Source organism: Candidatus Zixiibacteriota bacterium (assembly GCA_040756055.1).
Lineage (GTDB): Bacteria > Zixibacteria > MSB-5A5 > GN15 > FEB-12.
Genome location: JBFLZR010000004.1, coordinates 118,399 through 135,170, shown reverse-complemented (window position 1 = coordinate 135,170; position 16,772 = coordinate 118,399). Strand labels below are relative to the sequence as shown.

General features: G+C 52.3%; 12 protein-coding genes. 11 read left to right on the top strand and 1 reads right to left on the bottom strand.

Annotated features, from left to right (window positions below; translation table 11 throughout):
- Positions 1 to 2 precede the first annotated feature (2 nt).
- The 6 genes from gpmI to AB1483_08800 all read left to right on the top strand — a co-directional run bounded on the left by gpmI (position 3) and on the right by AB1483_08800 (position 8,590).
- Positions 3 to 1,550, top strand: coding sequence for a 2,3-bisphosphoglycerate-independent phosphoglycerate mutase (gene gpmI, locus AB1483_08825; GenBank protein ID MEW6412560.1), 1,548 nt, complete (start codon positions 3 to 5; stop codon positions 1,548 to 1,550).
- Positions 1,551 to 1,632: 82 nt separating this feature from the next.
- Entirely contained in the window at positions 1,633 to 3,135 is a 1,503-nt protein-coding gene (lnt, locus tag AB1483_08820) for an apolipoprotein N-acyltransferase (protein MEW6412559.1), read from the top strand.
- Positions 3,108 to 5,342 (top strand): two-component regulator propeller domain-containing protein, encoded by a 2,235-nt coding sequence (locus AB1483_08815; protein MEW6412558.1) that lies wholly within the window; start codon positions 3,108 to 3,110, stop codon positions 5,340 to 5,342. The genes lnt and AB1483_08815 overlap by 28 nt, the downstream gene beginning before the upstream one ends.
- On the top strand, positions 5,342 to 6,268 hold the full coding sequence (locus AB1483_08810; protein MEW6412557.1) for a GNAT family N-acetyltransferase: 927 nt from the start codon (positions 5,342 to 5,344) through the stop codon (positions 6,266 to 6,268). The genes AB1483_08815 and AB1483_08810 overlap by 1 nt, the downstream gene beginning before the upstream one ends.
- On the top strand, positions 6,265 to 7,338 hold the full coding sequence (locus AB1483_08805) for a glycosyltransferase (protein MEW6412556.1): 1,074 nt from the start codon (positions 6,265 to 6,267) through the stop codon (positions 7,336 to 7,338). Before AB1483_08810 ends, AB1483_08805 begins: the two co-directional genes overlap by 4 nt.
- The gene (locus AB1483_08800; GenBank protein MEW6412555.1) at positions 7,331 to 8,590 is read left to right on the top strand and encodes a hypothetical protein; all 1,260 of its coding nucleotides are present in this window, start codon (positions 7,331 to 7,333) and stop codon (positions 8,588 to 8,590) included. Before AB1483_08805 ends, AB1483_08800 begins: the two co-directional genes overlap by 8 nt.
- On the opposite strand, the gene AB1483_08795 is transcribed toward AB1483_08800, so the two are convergent.
- Positions 8,583 to 10,898 carry a C25 family cysteine peptidase gene (locus tag AB1483_08795; GenBank protein MEW6412554.1) on the bottom strand — a complete coding sequence of 772 codons (2,316 nt, stop codon included), beginning with the start codon at positions 10,896 to 10,898 and terminating at the stop codon, positions 8,583 to 8,585. The genes AB1483_08800 and AB1483_08795 overlap by 8 nt on opposite strands.
- A 425-nt stretch (positions 10,899 to 11,323) precedes the next feature.
- Between AB1483_08795 and mraZ the strand changes: the two genes are divergently transcribed.
- Genes mraZ through AB1483_08770 form a run of 5 tightly spaced genes read left to right on the top strand, consistent with a single transcriptional unit; the run spans position 11,324 to position 16,771 of the window.
- Complete coding sequence (mraZ, locus tag AB1483_08790) at positions 11,324 to 11,797, top strand: division/cell wall cluster transcriptional repressor MraZ (protein MEW6412553.1); 474 nt, start codon at positions 11,324 to 11,326, stop codon at positions 11,795 to 11,797.
- Positions 11,778 to 12,728 carry a 16S rRNA (cytosine(1402)-N(4))-methyltransferase RsmH gene (gene rsmH, locus AB1483_08785; GenBank protein ID MEW6412552.1) on the top strand — a complete coding sequence of 317 codons (951 nt, stop codon included), beginning with the start codon at positions 11,778 to 11,780 and terminating at the stop codon, positions 12,726 to 12,728. Before mraZ ends, rsmH begins: the two co-directional genes overlap by 20 nt.
- A complete protein-coding gene (locus AB1483_08780; GenBank protein ID MEW6412551.1) occupies positions 12,725 to 13,225 on the top strand; it encodes a hypothetical protein in 501 nt (166 codons plus the stop codon). The genes rsmH and AB1483_08780 overlap by 4 nt, the downstream gene beginning before the upstream one ends.
- Positions 13,222 to 15,369, top strand: a complete 2,148-nt coding sequence (locus AB1483_08775) for a penicillin-binding transpeptidase domain-containing protein (protein ID MEW6412550.1) — start codon at positions 13,222 to 13,224, stop codon at positions 15,367 to 15,369. The genes AB1483_08780 and AB1483_08775 overlap by 4 nt, the downstream gene beginning before the upstream one ends.
- Positions 15,266 to 16,771, top strand: a complete 1,506-nt coding sequence (locus tag AB1483_08770; GenBank protein ID MEW6412549.1) for a UDP-N-acetylmuramoyl-L-alanyl-D-glutamate--2,6-diaminopimelate ligase — start codon at positions 15,266 to 15,268, stop codon at positions 16,769 to 16,771. The genes AB1483_08775 and AB1483_08770 overlap by 104 nt, the downstream gene beginning before the upstream one ends.
- The last annotated feature ends 1 nt before the right edge of the window (position 16,772 follow it).

Genomic DNA, 16,772 nt, shown 5'->3' with positions numbered 1-16,772 from the left:
ATATGGTTCTTCTTTGTGTTCTTGACGGATTCGGGCTTCGCGAAGCTACAGCAGACAACGCTGTTGCGGCCGCTCATAAGCCGAATTTTGAGTGGCTGGTCGCAAATTTTCCAAACACGAAAATCGATGGCTCCGGTCTCTCAGTAGGCCTTCCCAGGGGGCAGATGGGCAACAGCGAGGTGGGTCATCTCAATCTCGGCGCCGGACGGGTGGTGTATCAGGATGTAACCCGTATTGACAAAGCCATCGAGGATGGTGATTTCTTTGAAAATAAAGCCTTCACCTCCGCTATGGAGCGGGTGGCGGCAGAAAGTAAGGCGGTACACCTGTTCGGATTGGTTTCCGATGGTCTGGTGCACTCGTCGATGGATCATCTTTTCGCCCTGACCGAACTGGCGAAGAAAAAGGGTGTAAAAGAGCTGTATCTTCACGCTTTCATGGATGGACGCGACACGTCTCCCACAGCCGGCAAGGACTACATGGCCGAGGTGCTACGCAAGTTCAAAGAGATTGGACTTGGCAGAGTGTCCACTGTCGGTGGACGCTATTATGGTATGGATCGTGACAAACGATGGGAAAGAGTGGATAAGGCATATCGCGCGATAGTGTATGGTGAAGGTGAGAGATTTTCAGATCCGATTGAGGCGATAAAAGCGTCGTATGCAAAGAATGTAACCGATGAGTTCATAGTGCCGGTGGTGATGGACCTCGGTGATGATTCTATCGGCCGCCTCAAAGATGGCGACGCGGCGATATTTTTCAATTTCAGGGCGGACCGGGTGCGCCAGCTGTGCTCTATGCTCCTCGGAGATGATATTCCGGTGTATAATCACGAAGATAATCCGAAGATCGAATTGGTCACCATGACCAATTATCATGCGAATATGACCGCGGCAAACGTCGCGTTTCATCCGGTACACCTGAATAATATTCTCGGGGAGATTCTGTCGGAAAGAGGTCTGAAGCAGCTTCGAACGGCAGAGACCGAAAAATACGCTCACGTAACTTTCTTTTTCAATGGCGGGACAGAGAAGCCGTTTGATGGGGAAGACCGGGATCTTATCCCGTCACCGAAGGTAGCCACTTATGACCTCCAGCCTGAGATGTCGTCGGTCGAAGTAACCGACAACGCGGTCAGGAAAATTGAGTCGGGGAAGTATGATTTTATACTGATAAATTACGCCAACTGCGACATGGTTGGTCACAGTGGCATTTTTGAGGCGGCCAAGAGGGCGGTTGAGGCGGTCGATATAGCCCTCGGCAGGTTAATTGAGGCTGTCAAGAAAGTCAGCGGCGTGGCACTTATCACCGCCGACCATGGCAACGCCGAGATGATGATCGATCCCGACAACGGCGGCCCATTCACCGCGCACACAACAAGTCTGGTACCCTTCGTCGTGTTTGACCCATCCAAAAAGCTCGGTGAACCTGCCCGGATTGAAATGCGAGAGGGCGGGATCCTTGCCGATGTCGCTCCGACTGTGCTCGATATAATGGGAATTCCGCAGCCCGAGGAAATGACGGGCCAATCCCTGATAATACGAGGGTGATCTCCTGGCTAATGTTCTTACGAAAATCGGCAGATTTTTTGTTCCGGCGGATATAGACCTTCGCAAACGTCGGCTGGAACTGATGGTCTGGTCGTTCTTGCTGTCGTTGTCGTTTTATCCGGGCTTCTTTGGCTTTCTGGCGTGGCTCGCGCTGGTGAGGCCATTTATGATCATAGCCTCGCTGCGGGGACGTGAAGCCTTTAACGCCTCTTATTTCTTCTCCTTTTTCTTCCTCCTCTTCGCACTGTATTGGGTCGCTCTGGTTACCCTGCCGGGAATGTTGGCAGCAGTTGTGATCGTTGCGTTTTATTATGCTGCCATGCTGATGATTTTCAATCGAGTTTATCACATCAAACCGCTACTCGGCATGGTCGCCCTGCCGTTTTTTTGGGTGGGTGTTGAATATTTCAGAACGTTGTCGCAGTTTGCTTTCCCGTGGAACGACCTCGGCTACAGCCAATCATACTACCTGTATGTCATCCAGATTGTCTCGGTCTTATCGGTGCACGGGTTGTCTTTCATAATAGTCGCGGTAAACGTGCTTCTATGGCAGGTCTTTCGAAAATCGCTTTCACCGGAACGAAGATTGACATCGGCCCTCATCTCCGGCGCTGTCGTGCTTTTGCTGGTGGCTTATGGATGGATAATAGTGCCCAAATATCCGACGCCGGGGTCAATCGATGTCGCCCTGCTTCAAGGTTCGGTACCGATCAATGTCAAGTGGGCGGAGGGGAACGCCGGGCACAGTTTCAATTTATATGACTCGCTCGCCCGTTCGGTCAAGGACGATTCAGTCATGCTCTGCATCTGGCCGGAAACATCGGCACCGTGCTATCTCTCGGATGACCAGGGATGTGTCAGGTGGGTGAGCAGTATTGTCCGGAGGTCGGGGACATATCATTTGATTGGCGCTTTGGGGACGAATATGGTCGAGGGGAGACGTCGATACACCAACTCCTGTTACCAATTCAATCCCGCGGGGGAGATTACCGGTAGACATGACAAGGTCAAGCTGGTGCCGTTCTCGGAACAGGTGCCTTATCAGGACAAGCTGCCGTTCATGAAGAAAGAGTTCCTTCGCAAGTATCTCACGTTCATTGATCGCTATGATGTTCAGTGGTGGTCGGATTTCCTTCCGGGTGACTCTCTGGTGCTGTTCGAAATCGATGACTACAAATACGGGGTCCTGATATGTTTCGAATCAACCTTCCCGGAGTTTTCGCGCAGAGCTATTCGGAAGGGAGCCAATTTCCTGGTCGGTATTACCAATGACACCTGGTTCGGGAGCTCGGTGGGCATTCACATGCACTCACGTATTTTCATCACGCGGGCTATCGAGAATCGCTCGTGGTGCGCCAGAGTGGCCAACAGCGGGTTAACATATATCGTTGATGATTACGGAAGAGTACGTGAAAAGTTGAACTTGTTCGAGGTTGCCGCGCTAATCGGGAAGGTAGAACCCCTTTATGAGTATTCGTTTTTCACCAGATACGGTGATGTGATCGGTCTTTGGTCGCTGTTGATAACGCTGTCTACAATTTGTATATTGTTTGTGTTATGGCTGCTGAGAAAAATAATCGCATAAAGAGTATTTTGCTACTCGGTGTGATCGCTTCGCTGGTGTTGGCGACAAGCGCCGCGGGGCGTAACACCGATTGGACAAATTATACTTCTTTCAAATCTATCCGCAAAATGGTCCCGATTGATGACACGCTGTACGTTGCCACTTCGGGCGGCATTCTCGCTATCACGGACGTCCAAACAGCGGGACAGGAGTATACCAATCTCGAAGGCCTGGGAACGAATGATATTACGGATATAATCAAGGATGCTTCGGGGCAAAAGTGGGTCGCCGGATTCGGGAGGCTGATAAAATTCAGCGATGAAAGCAGCCGACAATATCTGTTTTTCGATATCGATGATAACCTGTTCAGGCTTCGCCGGGTGGTGGACGATGGCGATAATCTGTGGGTCGGGACCGACCTGGGACTGGTGTTGTTTTCCAAGACGATTGATGACGGGCAGATACAGGACAGTTATCAATTGTTCGATGATCTGAATCCCTCGCCGGCTGTGTTCGATATTTTGCTTGTCGGTGACTCTATCTGGGTGGCGACTTCGGCAGGTCTGGCAGTGGCTGACAGAAGTAATCCGTCGCTTCTAAAATCTCCCTCAAGCTGGACCGGTTTCGATATCTCCGGCTACCCCGAACTCCGTTCGGACTCGATTATCAACGTGGTGCGGTATGAATCCGGCATGTATGTGGCTACCCCGCGCGGAGTCCATCAGCTTCAGGCCGATGTGGACACATCCTTCGCGTCGGTGGCATTGGGTGATGCGGTCACGGTTTATGGCATAAAACTCGAGCGCGACAGTCTGTTTATTTATTACCGCAATTCCGCCGGCGGACACATTGACTACTATTCAGGCGGAAGCGGTCTGGTGAATCTTTCCACCGCCGGCCTTCCCTCGCCGGCTATCACCGGTGTTGCCAACGGCGCCACCCGGTGGGTGGCTGTTTCGGATGGTATCTACGAGAATCATACCGGCGTCTATCTGGAGTATCCTTACACAGGCATTCCGGCGAATGAAATCAGCGATATCACTGTCAACAGAGATGGGATCGTATCGGCCGGATTCAGGGTTGTCAGTTTCGCGAGCTATATCGATAGCGTTTGGGATGAATACGGTATTTGGGTGCGCGGCGGTACCACTCTGCTTATGACGGACTCGTCGGATTATCTTTGGATGGGGACTATCGGCAACGGTTTGTGGTTCTATGACGGTGACACACTCAAGAATTATGACGAAAACAACTCTACCATGCGGGGCAATATCGACAATCCGCCGAACGGCCAAACATACGTGATTATCACCGGTCTGGTGACCGACGGCAATTTCCTGTATGCTTCCTGCTATCGCGCTCTCAATGATTATCCGGTGGTGTTCTGCGATATCGACGATGTGGACAATCCGTCTGCCTGGGATTCAATTGGCGTCGGAAACGGGCTGAACGATATATACGTAGGTTCGTTGGATTTGTACAACGGGCGGCTCGCCGTGGCCACCGAGGGAAACGGAGTTTATATCTGCGATGTCGGTGATGATCCTTCGGGCGCTAACATTACGTGTCAGCACCTCACGCGCGAGAACTCGCTGCTTATTTCCAACAGCACGCAGACCTTGAAATACTCCCCCGATGGAGTGCTGTGGGTGGGGACGACTTTCGGTTTGTCCCGATACGATGCGGGAATTGACCGTTTTGTTGATGTTACCCTTCCGGCTGAAGTAAGCTCCAATATTACCAGCCTCGAGTTCGACGGACGGGGCAATCTGTGGGTGGGGACTATAGATGGTTTGGTGACGCTTGACGCCATAACAGGCGAGTTCGAGGTGTACAACACCCTCAACAGCGAGATTGTGGCGGATGTAATCAACAGCATCACCTACGACTGGTTTACCGGTGATATCTATATCGCGACCAGTTCCGGGTTCTCCTATGTGCCTTCAGATATCGGCCAGCCTGTTTTCGATGTTGAGCAGGTTCTTGCATTTCCCAATCCTTTCGTGATAGATGATGCCGCGGACCGGCTGAATTTCAATTATGGCGCTGATGGTCGCGTGCGCATCTTCAATGCGGCGGGTGAACTCGTCCGGCAGACATCCGTCAATCTACCGTGGGACGGCAAAAATGACAGGGGGAAGGATGTCGCTTCGGGGGTTTATGTCTTCGTCATAACCGATGACGAAGGTAAGGTGGGGAAGGGTAAATTTCTACTGGTTCGCAAGTAATGAAAATTTCTCGTGTACAACCGGCAAAGCTTTCGGCCGACAAGGTTCAGGGGCTTACCGGAGACTCGTTTTTCGCTTCACCGGGATTTATGGAACTCTGGCGGCCCATGGGAGGCGAACCGGTTTTCTGGGTGGCACGCCATGATGAAGACATTGTTGCCCTCATGCCCGGAGTGGAGTTCGGACACCGCCCGTTAAAACGGTTTCAGTCGATGCCTGACGGTTGTTACGGCTGCATTTTCTTTTCGTACCATCACCCGGCTGATAACCGGGCGACCAGCCGTTTGCTTGCCCACGAATTGGCGAAGGCGGGTTATGCCAAAACATTCATTCACGATTATGATGGTTGTTTCGATGGTGTGGTCGGCTACCGCAAACGAGAATGCATGACGCTCGTGGCAGATATACGCTCAGCGGATTGGGTCCCTCCGGACAAAAAAATACAGTCGGAAATTCGCAAGGCGGAACGTGAGGAGGTATCTTACTGCGCGTTCGATGCCGAACGGCATATGGAAAAATTTCTCTCACTGATGACGGCGACCGAGAAACGCCACAGCCGGCGCCCCAGGTACAGCAGGGAGTTTTTTGAGGCGCTGGCGATACTGGCCGAAAAGGATGATAGGGTAATATGGTGGTGGTGCGAACGAGATGAACAGCCGGTCACATCGCATATAAATTTTATCGAGCGCGATATGGTGCTCAACTGGCAGGTATACTACGATAAAGCTTTCTCGCATCTTAAGGCCAATCAGTATCTGCTCTGTCGACTGGCTCAAGAGTCGGCGAAGCGCGGGATAAAGAAGCTCAACCTGGGAGGCAGTCCTTTCGACGCCGGGGGATTGACCGAATATAAAGAAAAGTGGGGTAGCAAGCCGCATCACTACAAGTGCTACTTTCTCAAGTCAGGTCTGGGTAAGCTGCTGTGAACGATAGCGGGTTTAGAGTGATGATGCTGGCCGATGCCGGCACGTTCCATGCTGAAAGGTTTGCCGGGGAACTGAAACGACAGGGCGTGGAAGTTCTGGTCGTATCTCTCGAGCAAGGTTCGGCTCTCGATGAGTTGCTGAACAGGATCGGCCCTTTTCGCACACTTCATTATGCCCTGTCCGTTCCGCAGGTAAAGCGCACTATCACGAGATTCCGACCTGATGTTATCAACGCGCACTATGCTTCCGGCTATGGTTTTGTCGCGGCAGCGGCCGCCGGGAGAACACCGGTCGCATTGAATCTTTGGGGTTCCGATATACTGATAGTCCCGTACAAATCCCGGCTGCATCGATGGAAGACCAAGTATGCCCTCAGGAGGGCTGATTTCGTTTTCGGCGACTCCGAGTATTTGATTCAGTCGGCCGTCAGAATTGCCCCTCTGTCGAATGCGACGGTAATACCCTGGGGGATCGAGGCGAAATTTCTTGAGTTGCACAAGGATTCGTACGAGTTGAATCGACCGGTTAGAGTCATAATTCCCCGGGCGCACGAGGAGATTTACAACAACCGTTTTATTGTCGAGGCGCTGGCGCCGCTGGTGATGGAAGGCAAAGTAACACTGACTTTTCCGAATTTCGGCTCGCAGGTGAACGACTTCAAAAAGTATGCCCACGAACATGTCGGTGACCGGCTGTCGCTTTATGAGAAGAAGCCCCGTGACCGATTTATCGAATTTCTTGCCGAGCATGATATCTATCTGTCGGCGGCGTTCTCTGATTCCTCGCCTGTTACTCTTATAGAATCGATGGCTCTCGGGCTCATTCCGATATGCGCCGACATATCCGGCGTGCGCGAATGGCTGACGCCGCAGTCAGGTTTCCTTTTCCGGCAGAACGATGGTGATCAATTGACCGAAATTATTCTTCGAATTATGCAAGACCCGGCTGCTCTGGATGATGCGCGGCTCAACAATCTGGCGCGCGTTAAAGAAAAGGCCGTGTTCGAAAAAAATGTGGCGGAGCAAATCTCCATCATGAAGAAGCTGGCGGAAGGCGCGCGGTATGGCTGACGGTCGCGTCCTGTTAATCTGCTATTACTTTCCTCCTCTGGGAGGAGCCGGTGTGGGACGGCCACTGACTCTTTTTAGACGACTTTCGGATTTTGGCTATACGTGCGATGTTCTCACCGTAAAGCCCGTGGCATATCGATTTTACGAGAAAGAACTCCTGGCCGATCTTGATAAAGCACGCATATACCGCTCAGGCTCGCGCGACCCGCAGAGGATCATGTATCTTCTGGGGATGAGAAAAATCAAGGATTCCACCATCAGCAGAGGGAAGAAGGTATCGGATCGCTTTTTCCCCGACCCGAAAATCGGCTGGGTGAAACCCGCCATCAACCTCGGCCGGGTGTTAATTGAGAATAAAAATTACAGCTGTATTGTCTCCACCTCGCCGCCGATTTCGACGCATCTAATCGGAATGAAACTCGCCGGCGAGTTCAATCTGCCATGGATTGCCGATTTCAGGGATTTCTGGACCGGGTATAAGGCCGAAGATTGGTTCGTGTCCCGGTCGCAAATCGAAAAAGCGCAGTCTTTGTTGAAGACTATCACCGACGCCGCTTCGGCTGTAACGGTCACGAATCCGGCCATAGCGGATTACCTCGGGAGAGGCGAGGTGATCCATAACAGTTTCGATGAAGACCGGGCCAGATTGTGGGGACGCCCTCAAAGAGAACATTTCGTGATCGGGGTTTTGGGGACCATAGATGAACTCAGACCTGTAGAGCCATTACTGAAACTGGTCGCGGCGCTGAAAGCGAAAGCCCCTCACGCGTATGAACGGGTGAGAATAATGCAGGTGGGGCATGTTAACCTGGACAGCTTAGACTCACTGCTGGAGCAGTACGACCTGAAAGAGAGATGCGACCGGCGGGGCTTTCTTCCGAGAGAGGAGACCGTAAGGTGCCTTTCCGCTTCCTCGATGTTGTATATCGGTCTGGACTCCACTTTTGGCAAAGGGATCGTTCCGGGAAGGCTATTTGACATGATTGCTTCCGGTCGGCCGATTCTGGCCGCTGTTGACAGAGATGGCGAGGTTGCCCGTCTCGTGAAAGAAACCGGCAACGGCATCGGGTTTGACGATGACAATTTCGATGAATGTGTGGAATATCTCGTTAGCGCTATTGATAGCCATGCTCGGGAAGAATCCAACTGCCGGCCAGGTCCGCCTTATGCCGCGAAATATTCGAGTTCCGCGATGACCAAGCGATTCGCGGATCTTATTACAAGAATCTCAGAAAAATCCCCTGCTACTTAGCCAGTATCATCTTTCTAACAGCCGAGTCGGTTTCCGTAGTCAGCCTGTAGAAATACACGCCGCTGGCCACCGCGGCGCCGTTTTTATCATTGCCGTTCCAATTCACCGAGTGGCTACCCGCGCTCAACGACTCGTTCAACAGTGTTCTGACATTCTGTCCAAGAATGTTGATCACCTCAAGGGTGACCGCGGATCTTGTCGGTAAGGCGAATTCAATCGTGGTAGATGGATTAAACGGATTCGGGTAATTCTGAGTGAGCGCGAAACCCGTTGGTATTTGAATTTCATCTTCCACATCAGTGGTGAGCGTGGGTGTGAAAGTCACCCGACCGATAGCGTAGCCGGTCGCTATGGCGGCGACGACATATTCTTTGTCCCTAACAAAATCATAATCTACCGTAAGCGTCCCATTGTCGTCGGTGATACCGCTGAAAACGACACTGCCATCCTCGCTGACCAGAACCTGGCAGTTTTGGATTTTACCATGGCTGGATGCGACCGTGACCGCAAGAGAGCCGTCCGCGAGCGCCGTCGTAACGGATAATAGACTCGGGGCGTCGGTGTAAATCTTTAGCGTCGGGTCACCGAAATAGTTGAGCCCGTAAACCTGGTCGTAGTAATATGGCAGGGCTAATTTGGCATCGTAAAGGGCATGTACCGCCGGGTTCTCCGGATTTGCGAAGAGAGATTCAAAATACGCTTTCTGCAGCAAGTAACTGCTGGAAACCCAACCCCATCGGGAGTTAGCCACGAACGCGATAGCTCCTGCGTCGGGCAGGCCAAGCAGTGTCTGAACGATATTGGGAAGAGTTTGATTGAACGGAGGCTGATCCATGTCAAAACCACCATTGTCGCAGGCGAGGGAGTAGTACAGCGATGTCATGTTATTCGGCGTCAGACGGCGCAGATCTCCCTGAGCGCTGCCGTCGGCATCGGCCATGAAATACGACTTGGGCCATTCGTTATAATAGGCGGTCTTGACGCCGAACGCGTCGTTTCGTCCGTGGGCCACGATATTGATAATTCCGTATCCATCGGAAAGCACCCCCTCGAGCTGGTCGGCTGGAGTGTTTGTCGGACTGGGATCATCACCGCGAGAGAGTTCGACACCGTTGATCGTATCTATAACGAAATAATCGGGGTACGCCAGTGCGATCTGATGGTGCTGACCGCCATCGGTGTAATCGCGCATCTGGTCCGAAGAGAAAAAGAAAGTCTTTTCAAGATAAGAAGTGTTGCCGCCGCCGGGATTGGTTTCATAGCCAATCAGCTTGTCGATATACGCGCCGGCTTCCTCGCTGGTGTTGAACGGAAGCCTGCCGACCATCAACTCCGGCGTTATGTCGGCCTGGTCGACATATCTCTCGCCCCAGACACCATCGTTGTCAACATCCCAATTGCCCGTCAGGTCGGCGAAATAAAGATCACATATCTGCAGTTGGTCCAGCGTGGGCGTCGTGGGGACATTGTACGGGTAGGCGTATCTAACGGGCAATTGTGTCTCGTCCCCCAGCAGTAGAACATATCGACCGCCCTCGGCGTAGAAAACCTTCATGTACTCCCGTAATCGTTCCGCATCATCTCGGGCGGAGACAGCGACGAGGATGTCGTCAATAACCTCAACTCTCGAGGTGATTCCAATGGAGTTTTTGTATGCCGCGAGAACCTCGGCTGACTGACGCAGGTCGCTCGATGTTACGATCAGATAGTCCGTCTGCGTTTGAAGACTACCTGTAAGCGCGCTTGAAAGTCTGTCGGCAGGCTCATAAGAGAAATCGTCTTGTTCGATGAGCTGCGCGGGTGCTACCGGGGTAGTGTCGATGAAAATGGTCAGGCTCTTATTCAGATAGACCAGGCCGTCATCATCGATCGTAATCGGGAAAACGCATAGGTGGGCGATTGTCTTGTCGCCCGATTTTGTCACAGCTACGGGCAGCACCGGTACCGAGGCAAGATTTTGAGTGTTTCGGTAAGCCATAGCAGAGGCATAGCTGCTGTAGCTCTCAGCGGTGGGGATATCAAACAACTCCTCGCCAGAGGCAACACTCCCAAGACAGACACGATCGTGGATTTTCCAAGAGATGTCAGACAGAGCCACTTCACTGGCGACTTCAATGATATACCTCTTTGCCGGTACTGTCGTGTTCAGGCCGAGTACTACAAGACTATTCAGTTCGTCAGACTTGCCGCGCTGCGAAAGTTCAAATTCGGCGTAAGAGTCGTCGAGCGTGATGGTCGGGGCCTGGTCGGCGAAAGACAATCCGCAGATGAGAAGTATGGTCGCGATGATAATTGTGGTCAGTTTCATGGTAGTTCCTCTGTTTCAGCCTGAACTGGCTATTAGAAGTGCAACCTGCCCGCCATCGTCCGAATTTGAAAGTTGCTTTGGAGTGTTTGGTTAAGGGATTGAATCGTAAGCGCTTGCGCAGCGGAATCTGGAAAGCGCATGAGTTGCCCGTTTGTCCGCTTCAAAAAAGTGTAGATATAAATCGATATTCTAACGGGATTTGCGCAGTTGACTGAAATTGTCAAGGGAAAATAGTTCCGAGTTGATTGTATCAGCCGCAATGGTTTAAAAAATTCGTAAAAATGTCCGCTTGTTATTCATTGATTGGTTGAGGTTTAGCGACCTTCTTTTTTTAATTTTTGCCCAAAAAACATCTTGACTTGAGTGGTAAAAATGTGAATAATGGGGTTGCTTTTGGTAGGAAGTGGTGCAAAGTGGAGGATATTTTGAGCGGCTTCTACGGCCAATATCAGACAACCATGGATGACAAGGGGCGTTTTGCTCTTCCCGCAAAGCTTCGGAGTGTCATCGGGGCTGACAAGAAACCTCTCCTTGAAGGGAATTTGATAATCACGAAGGGGTTGGAGGGTTGTCTTTCACTTTATCCCGAGATGGAGTGGGCTGAAATTCAGAATCGTCTTTCTTCCTTAAACTTCACCAAAAGAGATTTTCGGTATTTTGGCCGGCGGTTTTATTCGTCGGCTCAAGTGGTGTCGCCCGACCGTAACGGCCGGATTTTGATCCCATCCCACTTAGTCGAAGAAGCTTCACTCAAGAGGGAGTTGCAGGTTATCGGCGTTAACCGCTGGATCGAGATCTGGAACCCTGAACGCTACCAGTACTACCTGGAGCAGTTCGCCGGTACTTACGAGGAAGTCGCCGAAAGACTCTTTTCCGCGGATGGGCACGAAGGGGAGTAATAGCGGGCATGAACCTGTCTTGGCAGAGCAGGTGGTTCGCTACCTCGCGACAGAACCGAATGGAGCCTATTTAGACTTAACCGTCGGTCCGGGCGGACATCTCAAAGCTTTAAGCCAGGCCGTGGCGCGTGAAGCCCGGTTATATGGATTGGACAGAGATGCATCGGCGATTGAGTTGGCAAAGAAAAACCTGCAACGGTGTCCCCAGCTTAGAGCTATCGTTTGTTCCTCCTACAGCGGAATCGATTCTGTTGTGGAAGATTTCGATGACAGGATGTTCGATGGAATCCTTCTGGATCTCGGGATTTCATCGCTGCAATTGGATGACCCGGCTCGCGGGTTTTCTTTCAGGTTCGATGGGCCGCTGGATATGCGTTTTGATGCTGAATCCGGCGGAGAGACCGCTGCGGACCTGATAAACAGTCTGAGCGAAATCAGACTGGCCGAAATTATCAGTGAGTTCGGCGAGGAGAAAGGCGCCGGACGCATTGCCAGGGCAATAGTCAGGGAAAGACAAAGGAACATGGTCCTCACCACCGCTCAGTTAAAAGACATCGTTCTCTCGGTAGTAAAAAAACCACACCAGACAAAATCACTGGCCAGGGTTTTTCAGGCGTTTCGCATCGCGGTCAATCGCGAGCTGGGGCACCTGACCGACGTACTCCCCAAAACCGTTGCGCATCTGAAGCCCGGCGGAAGACTGGCGGTTATATCCTACCACTCCCTTGAAGACCGCGCGATCAAACACTTTTTCCAGCAGCAAGCCAAGGGCTGCATTTGTCCGGATAATTTTGATATTTGTGTCTGCGGCGTGAAACCGTCGCTGAAGATACTGACGCGTAAAGCAGTGACAGCAACAGAGCAGGAAGAGAAAAGAAACCCCCGTTCCCGATCGGCGCGACTGAGAGTTGCCGAGAAAATCGCAGCATGAAAGAGACTATCCGCAAGTTCAAAGAGACGGTAGAAATCAGATCGTCAATATTCAACCGGATCCGATCTCATCGATATTTCCCTGTGGCGCTTTTGCTGACGGTTTCGTTGTCGGCCGCCTGTGTCCACATCTGGCAACGCGTTAAAGTCGTTGAACTGGTCAAGCAAGTGGGAGCGCTCAAGAATGAAAACGCCGAACTCATTGACCTCAAGAAAAAAGTATATGCCGATATAGCTGTTCTCTCCACCGCCGCTCGTATCGAGAAATATGCCTCCGACACCCTTGGGCTCAAACGAGTGGACCCGGAGCGACTGTTCACACTCGTCCCCGAAAAGGCGAAGAAGATGGATATCGAAAGGGACGACCTGGATCTCATGCTGTACGCGATCAATCGCGTCACAGAGTATGTCCCCCGGGTAACCGAAAACAGCGCTATGGCGGGTGGCGTTGATGACCTGAATCTCGACTCGTTAAACATCGAAGGGGCTGATCGATGACGCGTACACGCCAGGAGAGACTAAGACTCGGACTTCTCTTTGTGCTGGTGTGTCTGTTTTTCGGCGTCGTCGTGACGCGACTGGTGCACCTTCAGGTTCTTTTGTCTCCGAAGTACAGTGAGATCGTGAACCGTCAGTCATCCGGCAAGGTACCTATCCCGGGTTCCCGGGGCATTATCTACGACCGCAACGGCCGGGTGGTGGCCAACAATGTCACCAAGTCATCACTCTATGCTTATCCACGGGACAAGGCCGAGATGAGGCACGTGGCGGCGTATGTTGAGCGGGTACTCGATCTGCAGAAAGGTACCGCCGTTAAAAGATTCGGTCTTGAGCCAAAGCGATTCCGGTGGATCAAAAGAATGCTTGATGATGACTTGGCCGCAAGGATCGCGGCAGATGCTCCCGGCGGGCTTTTCCTTCGCAGCGAAACACAAAGAGACTACCCGTTCGGACTCATTGGCAAGCAGATACTCGGTTTCGCTGATGTCGATAACTGCGGGAAGGCGGGGGTCGAGTTGAGCTTTGATTCGGTGCTGGCGGGTAAGAATGGTTTTGCGGATATACGCCGTGACGGTCTTCGCAACACCTTCCGTATCGAAGAGCAGGCGCTGGTCAAGCCGGAGCCGGGCGAGTCGATGGTGCTTACGGTTGACTGGAGTCTTCAGGAGATTGTCGAAGAAGAATTGCGCTTCGGCGTCGAAAAATACAAAGCCAAATCGGGCGTAGCGGTCTTTCTCAATTGCAACAGCGGCGAAGTGCTGGCAATGGCTCATTTTGACCCGTCCGAAAAAAACCCCGACAAACCGGTAAAACTGCGGGCGGTGTCCGACCAGTTTGAGCCCGGTTCGATTCTCAAAGCGTTCACGGCTGTCGGCGTCATTGAAGACACCATCTTGAACTACGACGACAGCATTTATTGTGAAGACGGTGCGTGGAAGATCGGGCGGAGAACACTCCACGACGACAAAAAGCATGGATGGCTCAAATTCCGGCAGGTTCTGGAGCTTTCGAGCAATATCGGTATAGCCAAGTATGCGATTATGCAGGGTGGAGAACGTCTTCTGGAGACTCTTCAAAGTTTCGGACTCGGCCAGAAGGCCGGCGTCAGTCTCCCCGGTGAAACCTCGGGCCGGCTGTACAAACCGTCGCGTTGGTCGGATTACAACATAGCTGCCCTGGCTATGGGGCATTCGGTGACTGTTAACGCCCTGCAAATGGCCAACGGGTTTGCGGCTATTGCCAACGGGGGGTATCTGTATCAACCGCATCTGGTGAAGGGCTATGTCGACAAGGAAGGTAATCTCGTGAATAAATCCGAGCCGCTGGTCGTGAATCGCGTACTTCAGCAGACAACCGCCGATACACTCGCATCTATTCTCAGAGGGGTGGTAGAGCGCGGAACCGCCGAGGTGCTGAATTCCTCGGTGGTGACAATGGCGGGCAAGACCGGCACGGCACAGATTCCTGACCCCGTCAACCGTTGTTACTCCAATAGCAGATACATGGCCAGCTTCGCGGGTTTCTTCCCTTTTGAGCAACCTCTCGTCGCGGGAATTATAGTATATGAAGAGCCGCAGCCGGTTCACTATGGCGGGCTGACGGCCGGTCCCAGTTTCAAACGAATTGCTGAAAGCTATAGCATCATGTATCCCGACCTGTTTTCCGCGCCTGACCGGATGCTGGCGGAGACCTCGGACAAGTTCAACAATACTGTCGAGGTTCCCAATCTGATTGGCCGGCAACTCGCGCAGGCGAAAGTGATGGCCGAGGATCACCAACTGCAGTTGCGTTGCCAGGAGTCCGAAGGCTCTGTGGTATGGCAATTTCCCGCCGCAGACAGACTGGCGTTCGAGGGCGATGAGGTACTCGTGCTGGTGTCATCGGACAGTGAAGCTGGTAAGAAAATGACTGATCTGCGAGGCCTTTCCATACGGCAGGTATCGGCCTTTCTGAAAGAGCTCGGTATAAATTTTACAATTAGTGGTAACGGCCGGGTAGTGAAACAGTCTATCAATCCCGGCGAAATTCTGAAGGAAAATCCGGTTTGCAGGCTGGAGTGTCGTCCTGCCGCAGGAGGTAAACATCAAGCTCAGAGAGCTGATAGAGCGAGTACCGGGCGCCGCGATAAAGGGCAATCCTGACCTGAAAATCGAGAGTGTCGAATATGACTCGCGTCTGGTCAAACCAAATGGGTTGTTCGTTGCTGTCAAAGGATACAAACTTGACGGATACGATTTTGTGCCTCAGGCGAAAGAAGCGGGAGCCGTGGCGGTGATGGGTGAACGTGAAAGTTGCAGCCTCGTGGAAACACATGTAACCGTGCCCGATGTGAGAAAGGCGATGTCGGATGTTGGCGCCGCCTTTTATGGCTACCCCGGTCTTAAACTCAAAAACTGCGGTGTTACCGGCACGAATGGTAAAACGACAACGTGTTATTTGATTCGAGGAATTCTTGAAGCTTACGCCCGGAAGACTGGAATGATAACGACGCAGATATATAACAACGGCAAAGAGATTATTCGCGCCCGGCGCACGACACCAGAGTCGCTGGATCTTCAGCGGCTGCTGTCGCAGATGGTCGGCAACGGCTGTATTAACGCTGTCATCGAAGTCTCGTCGCACGCTCTTGTTCTCAGACGGGTCGAGAATATCGACTTTAGTGTCGCCGTGTATACCAATCTCACCCGCGACCATCTCGATTTTCACGAGACAATGGAAAATTATCTTCAGGCCAAGGCGCTTCTGGCCCGCAAGCTTGACAACGAGGATGACCGCGTTGTCATAAATTTTGATGTTCCCGAGTTCAGGTCGCTACCGGACAATCTTGCCACTCCGTTTATCGGCTACTCGCTGAGTGACAGTAAGGCGGATGTATACTGCGATGGTTACGACATCGAGCCGCACGGCACGACTTTTAATCTCGTCACTCCCAAAGGAAGCGCGAAAGTCAGGTTTGCCCTTCCCGGCAGGTTCAATCTCATAAATGCAGTTGCAGCGGCCGCGGGAGCGGTAGCCTGTGGCGCGGATTTGAACAGTATAGTGAAAGGTCTTGAAGCGGCCACGCCGGTTCCGGGCAGGTTCAACTATGTTGATGCCGGGCAGCCGTTCGCGATCTATATCGATTATGCTCACACGCCGGATGCTATCGAACGGTTGTGTCAATCGGCTCGCGAAATAAGCCAGGGGAAACTGCTCCTTCTGTTTGGCTGCGGCGGTGACCGCGACAGGGGTAAGCGCCCGATGATGGGCAAATCAGCCACCACGAGCGCCGACTACGTCGTGGTGACATCGGACAATCCCCGCACTGAAGACCCATTGGCGATTATAGAAGACATCAAGCCCGGGCTGCAGGGGGGTAACTATGTGATCCTCCCCGATCGCACCAAGGCGATAAAGTCAATTTTGGAAATGGCTAAACCGGGCGATGTGGTTCTTCTGGCCGGCAAAGGTGATGAAAATTATCAGGAGATACACGGCGTGCGGCATCATTTCAGTGACGCCGAACAGGCCAAGACCGTTTTGCGGGAAATGCGATTCAAATAGC